The organism is Salipiger bermudensis (genome assembly GCF_019801965.1).
GTDB classification, from domain to species: Bacteria; Pseudomonadota; Alphaproteobacteria; order Rhodobacterales; family Rhodobacteraceae; genus Salipiger; species Salipiger bermudensis_A.
The window spans coordinates 351,155-364,268 of the sequence record NZ_JAHVIA010000007.1 but is presented as its reverse complement, the minus strand read 5'-3'; the positions used below and the strand labels follow the sequence as shown (position 1 = coordinate 364,268).

Sequence of the window (13,114 nt, the reverse complement as noted above, 5' to 3'; positions counted from 1 at the left end):
AAGGCGAAACAACCCAATTCAAAGCGGCATCGGGATCATCGTCCAGAGCCCCACATAGGTCAGGAAGTTGAACAGCAGCGTCGTCGCCGCAATGGTGCAGGCGGGCGGGTCGATATGGGGGGTGTCCACGAGTCAAACCAGAGCGGGGGCAGACGCCGCTTGATGCGGGTCAAACCCGCGGCGGGGCAGAGCTGCTAGGCTTCCTGCAGTCCGCCGCGGCTCTCCGGGGAGATCGGCAAAGCGAGGACCGGTCGTGCCGTCTCTCTGGAGCGATCAGAAAGGGACGCCATGCGAGACCCGAAGACAGCCCCGCCGAGCAAGCCTTTCCCGGCGCATCCCACCCTGCGCGATATCGCGCTTCCGGGCTGCGCGCCGAAGGCGCGTCGTGACGACGCCGCTGCGCCCGACCTCGTCCGCCGGATCATGGAGAACCCCAACTACCGGCTCGCGGACGAGGATGTGCAGTTCCTTGACCGCGATGTCATGCGCGGGGCGCGGCTGCAGCTCGATTACCAGAAAGCCGAAACCCTGCTCAGGGACCACGGCATCGCCCATTCGATCGTGGTCTTCGGCGGGACGCGGATCACCGAGCCGGGATGCGCCGCCGCGCGCCTCGCAACGCTCGAGGCGGAGATCGCGGATCAACCCGAGGATGCCGCGCTGCAACGGAAGCTGCGCATCGCGCGGCGCCTTCAGGAGAAGAGCCGCTACTACGACATCGCCCGCGCCTTCGGCCGCATCGTTGGAGCCGCCGAGGGCGAACACGGAAACCGGCTCGTGGTGGTGACCGGTGGCGGCCCGGGCATCATGGAGGCGGCGAACCGCGGCGCCCACGAGGCCGGTGCCCGCACCGTCGGGCTCAACATCACCCTGCCTCAGGAGCAGTTTCCAAACCCCTACGTGACGCCCGAGCTTTGCTTCCGCTTCCGCTACTTCGCCCTGCGCAAGCTGCATTTCCTGCTGCGCGCCAGGGCCCTCGTGGTGTTTCCCGGCGGCTACGGCACCTTCGACGAGCTGTTCGAAACGCTGACCCTGATCCAGACCCGCAAGATCCAGCCGGTGCCGGTGGTCCTCGTCGGGCGGGACTACTGGCGCCGCGCCTTCGACGCCGATTTCCTCGTCGAGGAAGGTGTGATCGACCCCGAGGACCGGGCGCTGTTCTGGTATGCAGAGACCGCGGAAGAGATCTGGGACGACATCCAGCGCTGGTATGCGCGCGTCGGGCGCCCTCTGATCGAGACACCGACCCACACCGAAGGAGGGGCCATGCCATGAAGTTGTCCTTTCACGGCGCCGCCGGTCAGGTCACCGGCTCGTGCCACCTTGTCGAATGCGGCGGCCGGCGGATCCTCGTCGATTGCGGCATGTTCCAGGGCGGCCACGAGCTGCGCGACGACAATGCCGGACCCTTCGGCTTCGACCCAGCCGGGATCGACCTGGTGCTGCTCACCCACGCCCATCTCGACCATTGCGGGCGGTTGCCGCTGCTCTGCAAGCAGGGCTTTCGGGGCGAGATCCTCGCGACCTCGGCCACCCGCGATCTGGCGCGGCTGGTGCTGCTCGATTCCGCCCATCTCCACGAGGAGGAGGCGCGACGCCATCACCGGCACGGGCATCGCGGCGGGCGGCACGAGGCACTCTACGACACCGTCGATGCGCTCGACGCCATCGAGCGGTTCGGACGCGCCGCTGCCTATGGCAGGACCCTCAAGCTCTTTCCCGGCATCACCGCGACCTTCTTCGAGGCTGGCCACATCCTCGGCTCGGCCTCGATCCGGCTCGAGCTGAGCGAGGCGGGCCGGGCGCGCCGGATCCTGTTCTCGGGCGATCTCGGCCCGCCGGACCGGCCGTTACTGAACGACGCGGCCCCGCCCGACGATGCTGATATCGTGGTGATGGAAACCACCTATGGCGACCGCGATCACCGCGATCTCGACGCCTCGGTCGCAGAGTTCATCGCGGCGGTGCGCCACACCTCGCGGCACGGCGGCAACGTTATCATCCCGACCTTCGCGCTGGAGCGGGCGCAGGAGCTGCTGTGGTTCCTGCGCGAGGCGATGGAGGAAGGCACGCTCGATCCCGACATGCAGGTCTATCTCGACTCGCCGATGGCAATCTCGGCGACGCGGATCTTCGCGCGGCATCCCGAGGCGTTGCGCCCGGAGCTGGCCGAGATCGTCCACGCGGGCCACGATCCGTTCCGGCTGCCGGCGCTGCACTACTGCCGCGAGGCGCAGGAGTCCGCGGCGCTCAACCGGATCCGCTCGGGCGCGGTCATCATGGCGGGCTCGGGCATGTGCACCGGCGGGCGCGTGCGCCATCACCTGCGGCACAATCTCGGCAATCCCGACAGCGGCGTGGTCTTCGTGGGCTATGCCGCCGAGGGCACGCTGGCGCGCATCATCATCGACGGGGCGAAGACGGTGAAGCTCTTCGGGCGCGAGATCCCGGTCAGGGCGCGCATTCACACCATCAACGGTTTCTCGGCCCATGCCGGTGCGACCGATCTGCTGGCCTGGCACCGCAGGACCGGCACGCCGGAGAAGACCTTTCTCGTGCATGGCGAGCAGGGCCCGCTTGAGGGGTTTGCGCGGCGGCTCGGCGGGCAGGGGGTGGAGATCGCGCAGGCCGGGAAGGTCTATGCGCTCTGACGTGCGGCACGGCGGCGGGCGTTTGACCGCAATCAAGGTGCCCCGTCGCCGCCCGGCCTAGGATTCCTCCCCTGGCAAGGGAGGAGAGGCCGATGGACGTGCAAGAGCGTGACAGCGCCGCTGCGCTGCAATGGTTCGAGGAGCTGACGCGCGAGGATGTTGCGACGGTCGGTGGCAAGAATGCCTCGCTGGGAGAAATGGTGCGATCGCTGGGCGCGAAGGGGGTTCAGGTGCCGCCGGGCTTTGCCACCACCGCGGAGAGCTATCGCCGCTACATCGCGGCTAACGGTCTCGAGGGCCGGCTGGGAGCACTGCTCGCCGATCTCGACGCGGAGCGCCTGAGCCTTGCCGAGGCCGGGCGCAACATCCGCGCCGCCATCGTCGGCGGGCGCTGGCCGGAGGAGATCGAGGCGCAGATCCGTGCCGCCTATCGCGAGCTGGGGCGCCGCACCGGGCAGGAGGCGCCCGCGGTGGCGGTGCGCTCGTCTGCCACCGCCGAAGATCTCCCCGATGCCAGCTTTGCCGGCCAGCAGGAGACCTTCCTCAATGTGCGCGGCGAGGATGCGCTGCTCGCCGCCTGCCGGCGCTGCTTTGCCTCGCTCTTCACCGACCGGGCGATCACCTACCGCAAGCTCAAGGGCTTCGGCCAGCTCGAGGTGGCGCTGTCGGTGGGGGTGCAGCTGATGGTGCGCTCCGATCTCGGCGGCTCGGGCGTGATGTTCTCGCTCGATACCGAGAGCGGCTTCGACCGCATCGTCCTGATCAACGCGGCCTGGGGGCTGGGCGAGACCGTGGTGCAGGGCGCGGTGAGCCCGGACGAATACCAGGTCTACAAGCCCTTCCTCGAGCGCGCCGAGCTGGCGCCGATCCTGCACAAGGGGCTCGGCGCGAAGGAGATCAAGATGGTCTACCAGGGAGCCGCCGAGGCGCCCACGCGCACGGTGCCGACCTCGAAGGCCGAGCGCGAGCGCTTCGTGCTCTCCGATGCCGAAATCCTCAAGCTGGCCCGTGCCGCGGTGGTGATCGAGGAGCATTACGGTCAGCCGATGGACATGGAATGGGCCCGCGACGGCGAGACCGGACAGATCTACATCGTACAGGCCCGCCCGGAGACGGTGCAGTCGCGCAGCGAGGCCGGCGCGTTCCGCAGCTACCGGCTCGGCGAGACCGGCGCGGCGCTGCTGCGCGGGCTCAGCGTCGGCAACGACATTGCCACCGGAGAGGTCTGCCTGATCGAAAGCGCCACGGATATCGATCGCTTCGTCGACGGCGCGGTGCTGGTCACGGCGAACACCGATCCGGACTGGGTCCCGATCATGAAGCGCGCGGCGGCCATCGTGACGGATCACGGCGGACGCACCTCGCACGCGGCGATCATCAGCCGTGAGCTCGGGGTGCCGGCGATCGTCGGCACCGGCAATGCCACGCATCTGCTGCATGACGGGCAGGCGATCACCGTCTCCTGCGCCGGCGGCGACGAGGGCACGATCTATGCCGGCAAGGCGGCGTTCAGCGTCGAGGAGACGCGGCTCGACGCGCTGCCCGAGACCCGCACCGAGGTGATGCTCAACATGGCCAACCCGGCGGCGGCGGCGCGCTGGTGGCGGCTGCCGGCGGATGGGGTGGGGCTGGCGCGCATGGAGTTCGTCATCAGCAACGAGGTCCGCGTGCATCCGCTGGCGCTGACCCGCTACGATCAGCTCGCCCCGGGGCCGGAGCGCGACGAGATCGACCGGCTCACCCGGGGCTTCGACGACCGTCTCGACTATTTCGTCGAGACGCTGGCCCGCGGGCTCTCGCGCATCGCGGCGACGTGGTATCCCAAGCCCGCGATCATCCGGATGAGCGATTTCAAGACCAACGAATACGCCGACCTGCTGGGCGGGCGCGGCTTCGAGCCGGCAGAACAGAACCCGATGATCGGCTTCCGCGGCGCCTCGCGCTACTATTCCGAGGCCTATCGCGACGGATTTGCGCTCGAATGCCGGGCGATCCGGCGGCTGCGCGACGAGATGGGCTTCGACAACGTGGTGGTGATGATCCCGTTCTGCCGCACCGTGGGCGAGGCCGACCGGGTGCTCGAGGTGATGGCCGAAAACGGCCTCTCCCGGGGAGAGAACGGGCTGCAGGTCTACGTGATGTGCGAGATCCCCTCCAACGTGATCGAAGCCGAGGCCTTCGCCGAGCGCTTCGACGGGTTCTCGATCGGCTCCAACGACCTGACGCAGCTCACCCTCGGCATCGACCGCGATTCCGAGGCGCTGGCCGAGCTGTTCAGCGAGCGCGATCCGGCGGTGCTGTGGATGATCGAGACGGTGATCGCCAAGGCCCGCAAGGCGGGACGCAAGATCGGCCTCTGCGGGCAGGCCCCGAGCAACCACCCCGAGTTCGCCCGGCTGCTGGTGCGGGCGGGAATCGACAGCATCTCGGTGACGCCCGACAGCTTCTTCGCGGTGAAGGCCAACGTGGCCGAGGCGGAGGCCGGTCCTGATAGCTCGCGGTCGAAACGCGGTGGATGACTCACGACGCATGTCGCAGGCGGCCTGCCGGTGCGCGGTGCGCGGTGCGCGCGCGAGGGCAGGGGCCGCGTGAAGCAACGCGGCCCCTTGTGCCCGGGTCGTCTGGGTCCCGCAGATCGCCGGGATCGCCGGTACGATCAGCGCCGCGGTCGTGCCGTCAGGGCGTGGTTTCGGTGATGCCGCCATCCACGGTCAGGCACTGGGCGGTGATGTAGCGGCTCTCGTCGCTGGCCAGGAACCGCACGGCGTGCGCCACGTCCCAGGCCCGGCCCATCCGGCCCATCGGTACCTGCGCGTCGCGATGCGCTGTGAAGCCGGCATAGTCGCCACCTGCATACTTGTCAGCGAGCCGGCGCACCAGCGGCGTGGCGATCAGGCCCGGCGCGACGCAGTTCAGGCGGATGCCACGGTCGGCATAGATCACCGCCGCGGTCTTGGTCATCTGCATCAGTGCAGCCTTGGCGGCGGCATAGGCGACCTGCGGCTTGCCGATATAGCGCAGCCCCGCGATCGAGGAGATGTTGATCACCGAGCCGCCCCCGGCGGCCTCCATCAGAGGCAGGATCTCGTGGCAGGTGAGAAAGGCGCTGTCGAGGTTGAGGCGGAACTGGGCGTTCCAGACCTCGAGCGACATGGTGCCGGGATCGCCGGGCTCGGACTGGCCGACATTGTTGACCAGGATGTCGGGCGTGCCGAAACCCGCGACACAGGCGGCAACCGCCTCGCTCACGGCGGCGGGATCGGTCACGTCGGCGACGAGCGTCTGCATCGTGCCACCGGCGTCACGCACCTGCGCGGCGGTGCGCTCCAGTGCCTCCGGGTTGCGGTCGATGCCGAAGAGGCGGGCGCCCTCGGCGGCGAGGGTGAGGGCAATGGCCTGACCGTTGGCGGCGAGCACGTCATCGCCCTCGGCCGGTCCCGATGCCCCGCAGCCCGTGATGAAGGCGGTCTTTCCGTCCAGTCGCAGCATCGTCGTCCTTTCGTCCTCTGGTCTGCGGCGGGCTCCCCGCCGCAAGCCCTGCATGTCGTCTCCGGAGCCGGTCGTCCAGCCCTTCCACGTCTGGCTTCGGCACCCCGCCGGGAGATGGGCTCATCCGGCCACCGTCATATGCCGCGCAGACGGAGCAAGCGGCGTCCGGCCGAGCGAGGGTGATCCCGAGAAGATGCGGGCGCCGGCGGCAGCAGGCCCGTCCGGTCACCGGCGAGGGCGCGGGTGCCTTGATTCATGTCAGGGGAAACCCGGCCGGGCTGCCGTAAGGTCGCGCAGCGATCGGCGCTTGCGGGAACGGAAAGGGCCGCTGTGATGACTCCCATACTCAAGGCCTTGGCGGTCCCGGCCCTCGTCCTGCCGATGCTGATGCAGTCCTGCGAACGGAACGACGGCGAGGTGGTGGCGCTCGGCGTCCTGATGCGCGAGCGCGTGGTCCTGACGGCGACCGCGAACGCGATCATCACCGAGCTTCCCGTCGCCGAAGGCCATGCGGTTGCGGAAGGCGAGGTGCTCGTACAGCTCGAGGACGCGGTGCAGCGGGCGAACCTTCAACTCGCCAGCGCGCGGCTTTCCGAGGCCGAGGCAGACCTGCACCGCGTCCGCAGCGGCGCGCGCGCCCAGGAGATCGCGATCGCGGAGGCGCGGGTGCGCGGGGCTCGCGCGGTCTACGAGGAGGCCGAGACGACGCTGGCACGCAATCGGCGGCTTCTCGAAAGCGGGACCATCACGCAGGCGCGGCTGGACCAGGATCTCGCGCGCAGCCTTTCCTCCCTCGCCGAGCTGACCAGCGCCGAGCAGGCGCTGGCGGAGCTCAGGGAGGGGGCGCGCGAGGAAGATATCCGGATCGCCGAGGCGCATGTCGAGGCCGCCAAGGCCGAGCTCGCCGCCGTGCGCACCCGGCTGGAAGACCTGACCATCCGCGCCTCGCGCGACGGCCGGCTCGACAGCCTGCCCTGGAACCTCGGCGAACGCGTGCCCTTGGGCAGTCCGGTGGCGGTGCTCCTGACCGGCGAGAGACCGCACGCCCGCATCTACATCCCCGAGCCCGCGCGTGTCGGGCTGGCCATCGGCGACCCTGTCACGGTGCGTCTCGACGGGACCGACGCCGCGTACGAGGGCCAACTGCGCTGGATCAGCCAGGAGCCCGCCTTCACGCCCTATTACGCGCTCAGCCAGGACCAGCGAAGCCGGCTCGTCTTCCTCGCGGAGGTGGCGCTCCCGCCGGAGGCGGCGGCGCTTCCGGTCGGCCTGCCGATCTCGGCACTGCTGCCATGAGCGAGATCGTTGCGGCAGCGGTTGGCATGACGCGGCGCTTCGGCGCCAATACCGCCGTCGACGGGCTCGACCTCACGATCCCCAAGGGCGTCGTCTACGGCCTGCTGGGGCCCAATGGTTCGGGCAAGACGACGGCGATGCGCATGCTGACCGGGCTTCTGACCCCGAGCGACGGCTACGCCGAGGTGCTGGGAACGCGGCTTCCCGGCAATGCCGAGGCGCTCAAGCGCCGGATCGGCTACATGACGCAAGGCTTCACCTATTACCGTGATCTGACGGTTCTCGAGAACCTCAGGTTCATCGCCGAGATCCACGATCTGCCCGCCCGACGGAAGCGGCAGCGCATCGACGCGCTGCTCGAGGCCTACGAGCTGCGCGCGCAGGCGGGGAAACTTGCCGGCGCGCTGAGCGGCGGGCAGCGCCAGCGCCTCGCGCTGGCCGCGACCGTCATTCACGAGCCCGAGCTGCTGTTTCTCGACGAGCCGACCTCCGCAGTCGATCCCGAGACCCGGCGCGGCTTCTGGGAAAGGCTCTTCGACCTCGTCGACCTCGGGACGACGATGATCGTCTCGACCCACCTGATGGACGAGGCCGAGCGCTGCCATCGCATCGCGATCCTCGATCAAGGCCGGAAATGCGCCGACGGCACGCCACCCGAGCTGATGGAGAAGGCCGAGGGCCGGGTGGTCGAGCTCGCGGGCGACGATCTGCGCCGGATCGGGCGCGAACTGGCGGGGCACCCCGACATCGCCTCCGTCGCGCAGATTGGCACCCGGCTGCGCGTTCTCGTGGCGGGGGCGCCGACGGATGCCGAGGCCGTGGTCGCGCAAGCGCTGCGGGGCCAGCCGGAGCTGTCGCTGCGCGCGGTCCGGCCCAACTTGGAGGACGTGTTCGTGCTCGCCACCCACGGGGGCGCCGGATGATCTCGGCGCGTCGCACGATGGCGATCCTGCGCAAGGAGCTGCTGCAGCTCAGGCGCGACCGGCTGACCTTCGGCATGATCGTGATGATCCCGCTCATCCAGCTGGTACTGTTCGGCTACGCCATCAACACCGAGATCCGCCACATCCCCGCCGCCGTCGTCGACCAGAGCAACACCAGCCTCAGCCTTGCGCTGACGCAGATGGTCGAGGCCACGCAGGTGGTCCGCTTCGAGCAGCGCTTTGCCACCGTCGAAGCGGCCGAACGCGCCATCGTCCGCGCCGAGGTGCGCGCGGCCTTCGTCATCCCGCATGACATCGACGACCGGCTGGTGCGCAATGCCGCCATCTTCGGCAGCCGCGCGCCGCCGGCGCAGGGAGACACGGCGCGGCCCGTGGCCCAATGGATCGCCGACGGATCGGACACGCTGGTGGCGGGGGCGATCCGGTCTTTGCGGCTCATGCCGCTGGGCGAGCTCTTCCGCGAGCCCGTCAATGCGCCCGCGCCGACATTCGAGGTCACGCTGTTCTACAACCCCGCGCAGCGGACCGTGGTGAACATCGTGCCGGGGCTTGTCGGGGTCATCCTGACGATGACCATGATCATGTTCACCGGCGCGGCCATCGTGCGCGAAAGCGAGCGTGGCAACATGGAGATGCTGATCACCACGCCGATCCGGCCGCTGGAGCTGATGATCGGCAAGATCATCCCTTATATCTGGATCGGCCTTGTGCAGGTCGTCATCATTCTCGGCCTTGGCGCCGTGCTTTTTTCGGTCGGGATCGCCGGATCACCCGGCACGCTGCTGCTGGTCACGCTGCTGTTCATCTTCGCGAGCCTGTCGCTGGGGCTCGTGCTGTCGACGGTGGCGAAGAACCAGTTGCAGGCGATGCAACTGACGATCTTCATCCTGCTGCCATCCATCCTGCTGTCGGGCTTCATGTTTCCCTACGAGGGGATGCCGCGCGGCGCGCAGCTGATCGCCGACCTGCTCCCCGCGACGCATTTCATGCGCCTCATTCGTGGCGTCGTGCTGCGCGACGCGGATCTCGCGGACCTCGGACCAGACGCGGCATGGCTCTTGGGGTTTGCGGTGCTGGGGCTGGTCGTGGCCGCCCTGCGGTTCCGCAAGAGGCTGGACTGACCGCGGAGCCTGCGAAACGTCGGGCGGCGGGCGGCCCTCCGCAGCCTCGCATCGCGCTTGCGCCGCCCGGGCGGTCAGATCGCTCCGAGATAGTAGCCGATGGCCTCTTCCAGCTCGGTTTCCTCGTAGCCGAAATGAGAGCGCACGACCTCGTCCAGCTTGCGGAAGACCGCGGCGGCTGCGGTGAAGGTCTCCTCGCGAGGATCCTCCGCCAGCGCGGCCGCGGCGCGTCCGAGGCGCAGGATCAATTCGTGCACGACCTCGTGCTCCGCCTTCAGTTTCGCCACCACCTCACGGAACTTGCCGCCGCCCGCGGCCTCGATCCGCGGAAACATGTCGGCGCCTTCGATGTCGTGATGAAACTTCAGGACCTGGCATTCGCGCCCGCACAACGATCCGAACGCCCGGAAATTCTCGGCCATGTCGAGCGAGAGCACGATCCGCTTCAGGTGATCCGGCGGTGTCTCACCCGCTTCGATCCGCGCCAGAACCGCGCCGATCTGGCCCATCTCCATCAGGTAATGACGGTGGATCGCCGCCAGCTGGCGGCCCTGGCGACGGTGAATGTCCTTGGCCTCGGGCACCGGCGGCGCCTTTGGCCGGGCGGCCTCGTCGAGGCTGAGGTCGTCGAGCGGTTGGGTCGAAAGGTCGGTCATGACGGACAAGAGAAACCTTGGAGAGGACAAGTCAAGGCCGGTCGGGCGACCGGGGCGCTTCGCGAGAGACCTGTGCGGCTCGGTGCTCCGGGGAACAGACGGGCAGGGAGGGGCGGGGCGCGCAGGCTGGCGGCGTGAGATCACCCGTCAGCGCCCTCGATCGCCACGGAGCGCATGCAGCGAGGTCCGCAGCTGCGAGCGGCATAATGATCCGCAGCGGAGCTGCCAGCCGGACTGTCAGCGCATCCGGTAGCGCAGGCACGTCGCACCGCGGGCCTTGCGATATTGAGAATGTTTTGAGGGAAGTCATTCGCCACAATCAACATTTTAAACCAAATGGTGCGGCGTTATCTCTGCCTCAAACGAAACACCGCGCTCCCGCGGTTCTGATGAGGACACGACAATGATTGATCTTTCTTCCAATATCCTTGGCGGCTTCGGCGCCGGTTCCGCAACCGCAGTCGCGCTCGCCGCGCTCCTGCTCCGGCTTGCCCTCGGCGGCCTCTTCCTGGCGCACGCCTACCTGAAATACTTCGTCTTCACGCCGAAAGGCGCAGCGGCATTCTTCGCATCGCTGGGCGTACCGGGCTGGTTTGCCTACCTGACCATCGCCGCCGAAACCCTTGGCGGCATCGCGCTGATCCTTGGCTTCCAGACCAGCCTCGTGGCGCTGCTGCTCATCCCCACCCTGTTGGGTGCGGCGATCCTGGCGCATGGCAAGAACGGCTTCTGGTTCACCAATGAGAATGGCGGCTGGGAATACCCCGCATTCTGGGCCGTGGCACTGGTTGTGCAGGTCCTGCTCGGCGGTGGGGCCCTGGCGCTCACCAACTGACCCCGGACACCCTGCGCACCCCCCGCGGGCGATGACGAGACGGCCCTGGCGCATGAGAGCGCCGGGGCCGTTTCCTTGCGTGCGGCACCGCACCGATGCCGGCATCGATCCCGCCGGCATCCGCATCGGCCGACAGACGGCGCGCGAGCCTCTAGCGCGCCGATCCGGCGTCGCCGCGTGCCAGCGCGAGGTAGCGCTCCGCCACCACGGTGATCGTGAGCGGGAACGGCTCGGCGCTACGCGCGGCTTCGGGCTCCGCAAGGCGATGCAACATGGCAGCGGCGATGGCTTCGGCATCGTCGGGGACGAGCGCCTCGGGGCCCAGGATGTCTCGCGCTCCGCCGCCCGCGCAGTCGGTGCTGACGCAGGGCAGGCCGGCCGCAGCTGCCTCCAGAAGGGCGTTGGGATAGCCTTCCCAGCGCGACGTCATCACGAAGAGCTGCGCATTGACGAGATAGGCGAGCGGCGCATCGACGAAGCCGGCGAAGCTGACCGCCGTCTCGATGCCGAGCGCCCGGGCCTGGGCCCGGAGGTCGGGGCCGAGACTGCCATCGCCAAGGATGATGAGACGCAGCGCGGTGCCGCTGCGTCGCACGAGAGCCAGCGCTTCGAGTGCAAGCGCATGGTTCTTCTGCGGTTCGAGCCGCCCCACCGCGAGCGCGACCGGCCCGCCGCCATCCAGTAGCCAGGGGTGCGGGGCTGGCGCCTGTCGGGCTGCGGCATAGTCCGCAGGGTCGGGAGGCGCATTGGGCAGCACGTGCAGCGCGCCCCGATCCAGCCCCGACAACGCCGCGAGGTCGTCGGCGGTGCCGCTGGAGACGGCGCTGATCGCATCCGCCTGCGGGTAGAGCCGGCGGATCATCCCCAGGGTCAGGGCGCGTCGCGCCGCGCCATAATCGGTGAGCACGCCGCTCACCTGCGACCTTTCGCTGATCACCACGCGGGCCGGGCGCCGCGCCAGCCGGTTGGCGATGAGCGCCGTCGCGTTGCAATAGGTCAGCGCCGAGATCACGGCCGCGGGCCGGGACGTCGCGAGCAGCCGTGTCAGCGGGACAAGGGCGTTTCGGCTCCGGGGCGCGTCGAGCGCGATCACCGGGATGTCGGGCGACAGGCGGTCGCGCGTCGGGCCGACGGCCTGATTCACCACCAGCGACACCGGCGCTCCGGTCTGGTGGAGCTGGTTGGCGATGCGCACGAAAACGCGTTCCACGCCGCCGCCCGCGAAGGACGGCAGGTAGATGTAGATTTGATCATCGGCGCGATCTTTGGGCAGGCATCCCTCCTTTTGGTTGAGTAAATATATCGAAAATCTCGTAAAGCGGTAGAAATGTCGTACCCTGATCCTGCGATACGGGTGACGCTGCGCGCCAATCGGTCAATCGATTTGCATCGACGCAGCACCCGCCGCGCCGCTGATCCGGGGCGAGGGAGAACCGACTTGCAGACAGCATCTCCGTATTCTGTGCCGGAGCTGCCCTTGCGCGGGCTGGATCTCGCCGGCTTGAGCCCGGTGCGGCAAGTACTCCGACGCTACGGGGCGCAGGATCACAGCCGGTGGATCTTCCGCGGTCTGCTCGCGCCGTTCGACGAGCCCGTCTTCGTCAAGATCTGGAACCCGGGCTACGTCCGCGCGCGCACCCTGCCGGTGGCCCTCGCCGCAGGGTTCTACGACGCCGCCAACGTGCCGGCCCTGCGCGGGCTGGTGATGTCGGAGGGGGTCTGCCGCGGCTATGTGATGGCGGCCTGCAGCCACCGGATCCGCATGGGGCCGCGCTTCTACGACTTGATCTGCCGGCGCACGCAGCAGACGGGCTTCTTCGCGGTGCAGTTCAGCCCGTCCCATACCCTGCGCATACGCGGGCTTTTGAGCATGATCGATCTCGAAGGGGTCTACCCGGTCGATCGGCTCGATCTCGTCGCCACGCACCACAGCGCCTTCGCCCACGCGCCCTACGCCGCCTTCGTGGCGGCCTGCGCGCAGGCGCCGCTGCCGCCGCTGGAGCCGCGCCGCTCGCTGGCCAAGCGGGCGCGGGCCTTCGTCCGCGCGCGGCTCATCTCACCACAACCCAACCAGAGGTGCCGAAGAGACCTGATTGCACGATAGCGTCTTAGGAGACAGCCG

At 68.8% G+C, this 13,114-nt stretch carries 11 protein-coding genes; 8 read left to right on the top strand and 3 right to left on the bottom strand.

Annotated elements, in window-relative coordinates; genetic code table 11:
* Positions 1-288 precede the first annotated feature (288 nt).
* The 3 genes from KUV62_RS17420 (at position 289) to ppsA (ending at position 5,170) form a co-directional block, all read left to right on the top strand.
* Positions 289-1,275: an LOG family protein gene (locus KUV62_RS17420; protein ID WP_222604993.1), complete on the top strand. Its 987-nt coding sequence runs from the start codon at positions 289-291 to the stop codon at positions 1,273-1,275.
* Positions 1,272-2,651 (top strand): MBL fold metallo-hydrolase RNA specificity domain-containing protein, encoded by a 1,380-nt coding sequence (locus tag KUV62_RS17415; RefSeq protein ID WP_222604992.1) that lies wholly within the window; start codon positions 1,272-1,274, stop codon positions 2,649-2,651. The genes KUV62_RS17420 and KUV62_RS17415 overlap by 4 nt, the downstream gene beginning before the upstream one ends.
* Before the next feature lie 92 nt (positions 2,652-2,743).
* Positions 2,744-5,170, top strand: coding sequence for a phosphoenolpyruvate synthase (gene ppsA / locus KUV62_RS17410; RefSeq protein WP_222604991.1), 2,427 nt, complete (start codon positions 2,744-2,746; stop codon positions 5,168-5,170).
* A gap of 157 nt (positions 5,171-5,327) precedes the next feature.
* Here the strand turns inward: ppsA and KUV62_RS17405 are convergent, their stop codons facing one another.
* On the bottom strand, positions 5,328-6,140 hold the full coding sequence (locus KUV62_RS17405; RefSeq protein ID WP_222604990.1) for an SDR family NAD(P)-dependent oxidoreductase: 813 nt from the start codon (positions 6,138-6,140) through the stop codon (positions 5,328-5,330).
* 333 nt (positions 6,141-6,473) lie between these two features.
* Between KUV62_RS17405 and KUV62_RS17400 the strand changes: the two genes are divergently transcribed.
* Genes KUV62_RS17400 through KUV62_RS17390 form a run of 3 tightly spaced genes read left to right on the top strand, consistent with a single transcriptional unit; the run spans position 6,474 to position 9,501 of the window.
* Complete coding sequence (locus tag KUV62_RS17400) at positions 6,474-7,436, top strand: HlyD family secretion protein (RefSeq protein ID WP_261395721.1); 963 nt, start codon at positions 6,474-6,476, stop codon at positions 7,434-7,436.
* Positions 7,433-8,359, top strand: coding sequence for an ATP-binding cassette domain-containing protein (locus tag KUV62_RS17395; RefSeq protein ID WP_222604989.1), 927 nt, complete (start codon positions 7,433-7,435; stop codon positions 8,357-8,359). The genes KUV62_RS17400 and KUV62_RS17395 overlap by 4 nt, the downstream gene beginning before the upstream one ends.
* A complete protein-coding gene (locus KUV62_RS17390; protein ID WP_222604988.1) occupies positions 8,356-9,501 on the top strand; it encodes an ABC transporter permease in 1,146 nt (381 codons plus the stop codon). The genes KUV62_RS17395 and KUV62_RS17390 overlap by 4 nt, the downstream gene beginning before the upstream one ends.
* 74 nt (positions 9,502-9,575) lie before the next feature.
* Here the strand turns inward: KUV62_RS17390 and KUV62_RS17385 are convergent, their stop codons facing one another.
* Positions 9,576-10,157, bottom strand: coding sequence for a hemerythrin domain-containing protein (locus KUV62_RS17385; protein ID WP_222604987.1), 582 nt, complete (start codon positions 10,155-10,157; stop codon positions 9,576-9,578).
* Between the two features lie 403 nt (positions 10,158-10,560).
* Here KUV62_RS17385 and KUV62_RS17380 point away from each other — a divergent pair, with 403 nt between their 5' ends.
* Positions 10,561-10,992 (top strand): DoxX family protein, encoded by a 432-nt coding sequence (locus tag KUV62_RS17380; RefSeq protein ID WP_222604986.1) that lies wholly within the window; start codon positions 10,561-10,563, stop codon positions 10,990-10,992.
* 151 nt (positions 10,993-11,143) lie between these two features.
* Here KUV62_RS17380 and KUV62_RS17375 read toward each other — a convergent pair whose 3' ends face one another.
* Entirely contained in the window at positions 11,144-12,202 is a 1,059-nt protein-coding gene (locus KUV62_RS17375) for a glycosyltransferase (RefSeq protein WP_222604985.1), read from the bottom strand.
* Between the two features lie 228 nt (positions 12,203-12,430).
* On the opposite strand from KUV62_RS17375, the gene KUV62_RS17370 reads away from it, so the two are divergent.
* Entirely contained in the window at positions 12,431-13,096 is a 666-nt protein-coding gene (locus KUV62_RS17370) for a hypothetical protein (RefSeq protein WP_222604984.1), read from the top strand.
* The last annotated feature ends 18 nt before the right edge of the window (positions 13,097-13,114 follow it).

Excerpts from the sequence above, each read along its gene's own strand:
- KUV62_RS17420 (WP_222604993.1), top strand. The coding sequence starts at position 289 with ATGCGAGACCCGAAGACAGCCCCGCCGAGCAAGCCTTTCCCGGCGCAT.
- KUV62_RS17415 (WP_222604992.1), top strand. The coding sequence starts at position 1,272 with ATGAAGTTGTCCTTTCACGGCGCCGCCGGTCAGGTCACCGGCTCGTGC.
- ppsA (WP_222604991.1), top strand. The coding sequence starts at position 2,744 with ATGGACGTGCAAGAGCGTGACAGCGCCGCTGCGCTGCAATGGTTCGAG.
- KUV62_RS17405 (WP_222604990.1), bottom strand. The coding sequence starts at position 6,140 with ATGCTGCGACTGGACGGAAAGACCGCCTTCATCACGGGCTGCGGGGCA.
- KUV62_RS17400 (WP_261395721.1), top strand. The coding sequence starts at position 6,474 with ATGACTCCCATACTCAAGGCCTTGGCGGTCCCGGCCCTCGTCCTGCCG.
- KUV62_RS17395 (WP_222604989.1), top strand. The coding sequence starts at position 7,433 with ATGAGCGAGATCGTTGCGGCAGCGGTTGGCATGACGCGGCGCTTCGGC.
- KUV62_RS17390 (WP_222604988.1), top strand. The coding sequence starts at position 8,356 with ATGATCTCGGCGCGTCGCACGATGGCGATCCTGCGCAAGGAGCTGCTG.
- KUV62_RS17385 (WP_222604987.1), bottom strand. The coding sequence starts at position 10,157 with ATGACCGACCTTTCGACCCAACCGCTCGACGACCTCAGCCTCGACGAG.
- KUV62_RS17380 (WP_222604986.1), top strand. The coding sequence starts at position 10,561 with ATGATTGATCTTTCTTCCAATATCCTTGGCGGCTTCGGCGCCGGTTCC.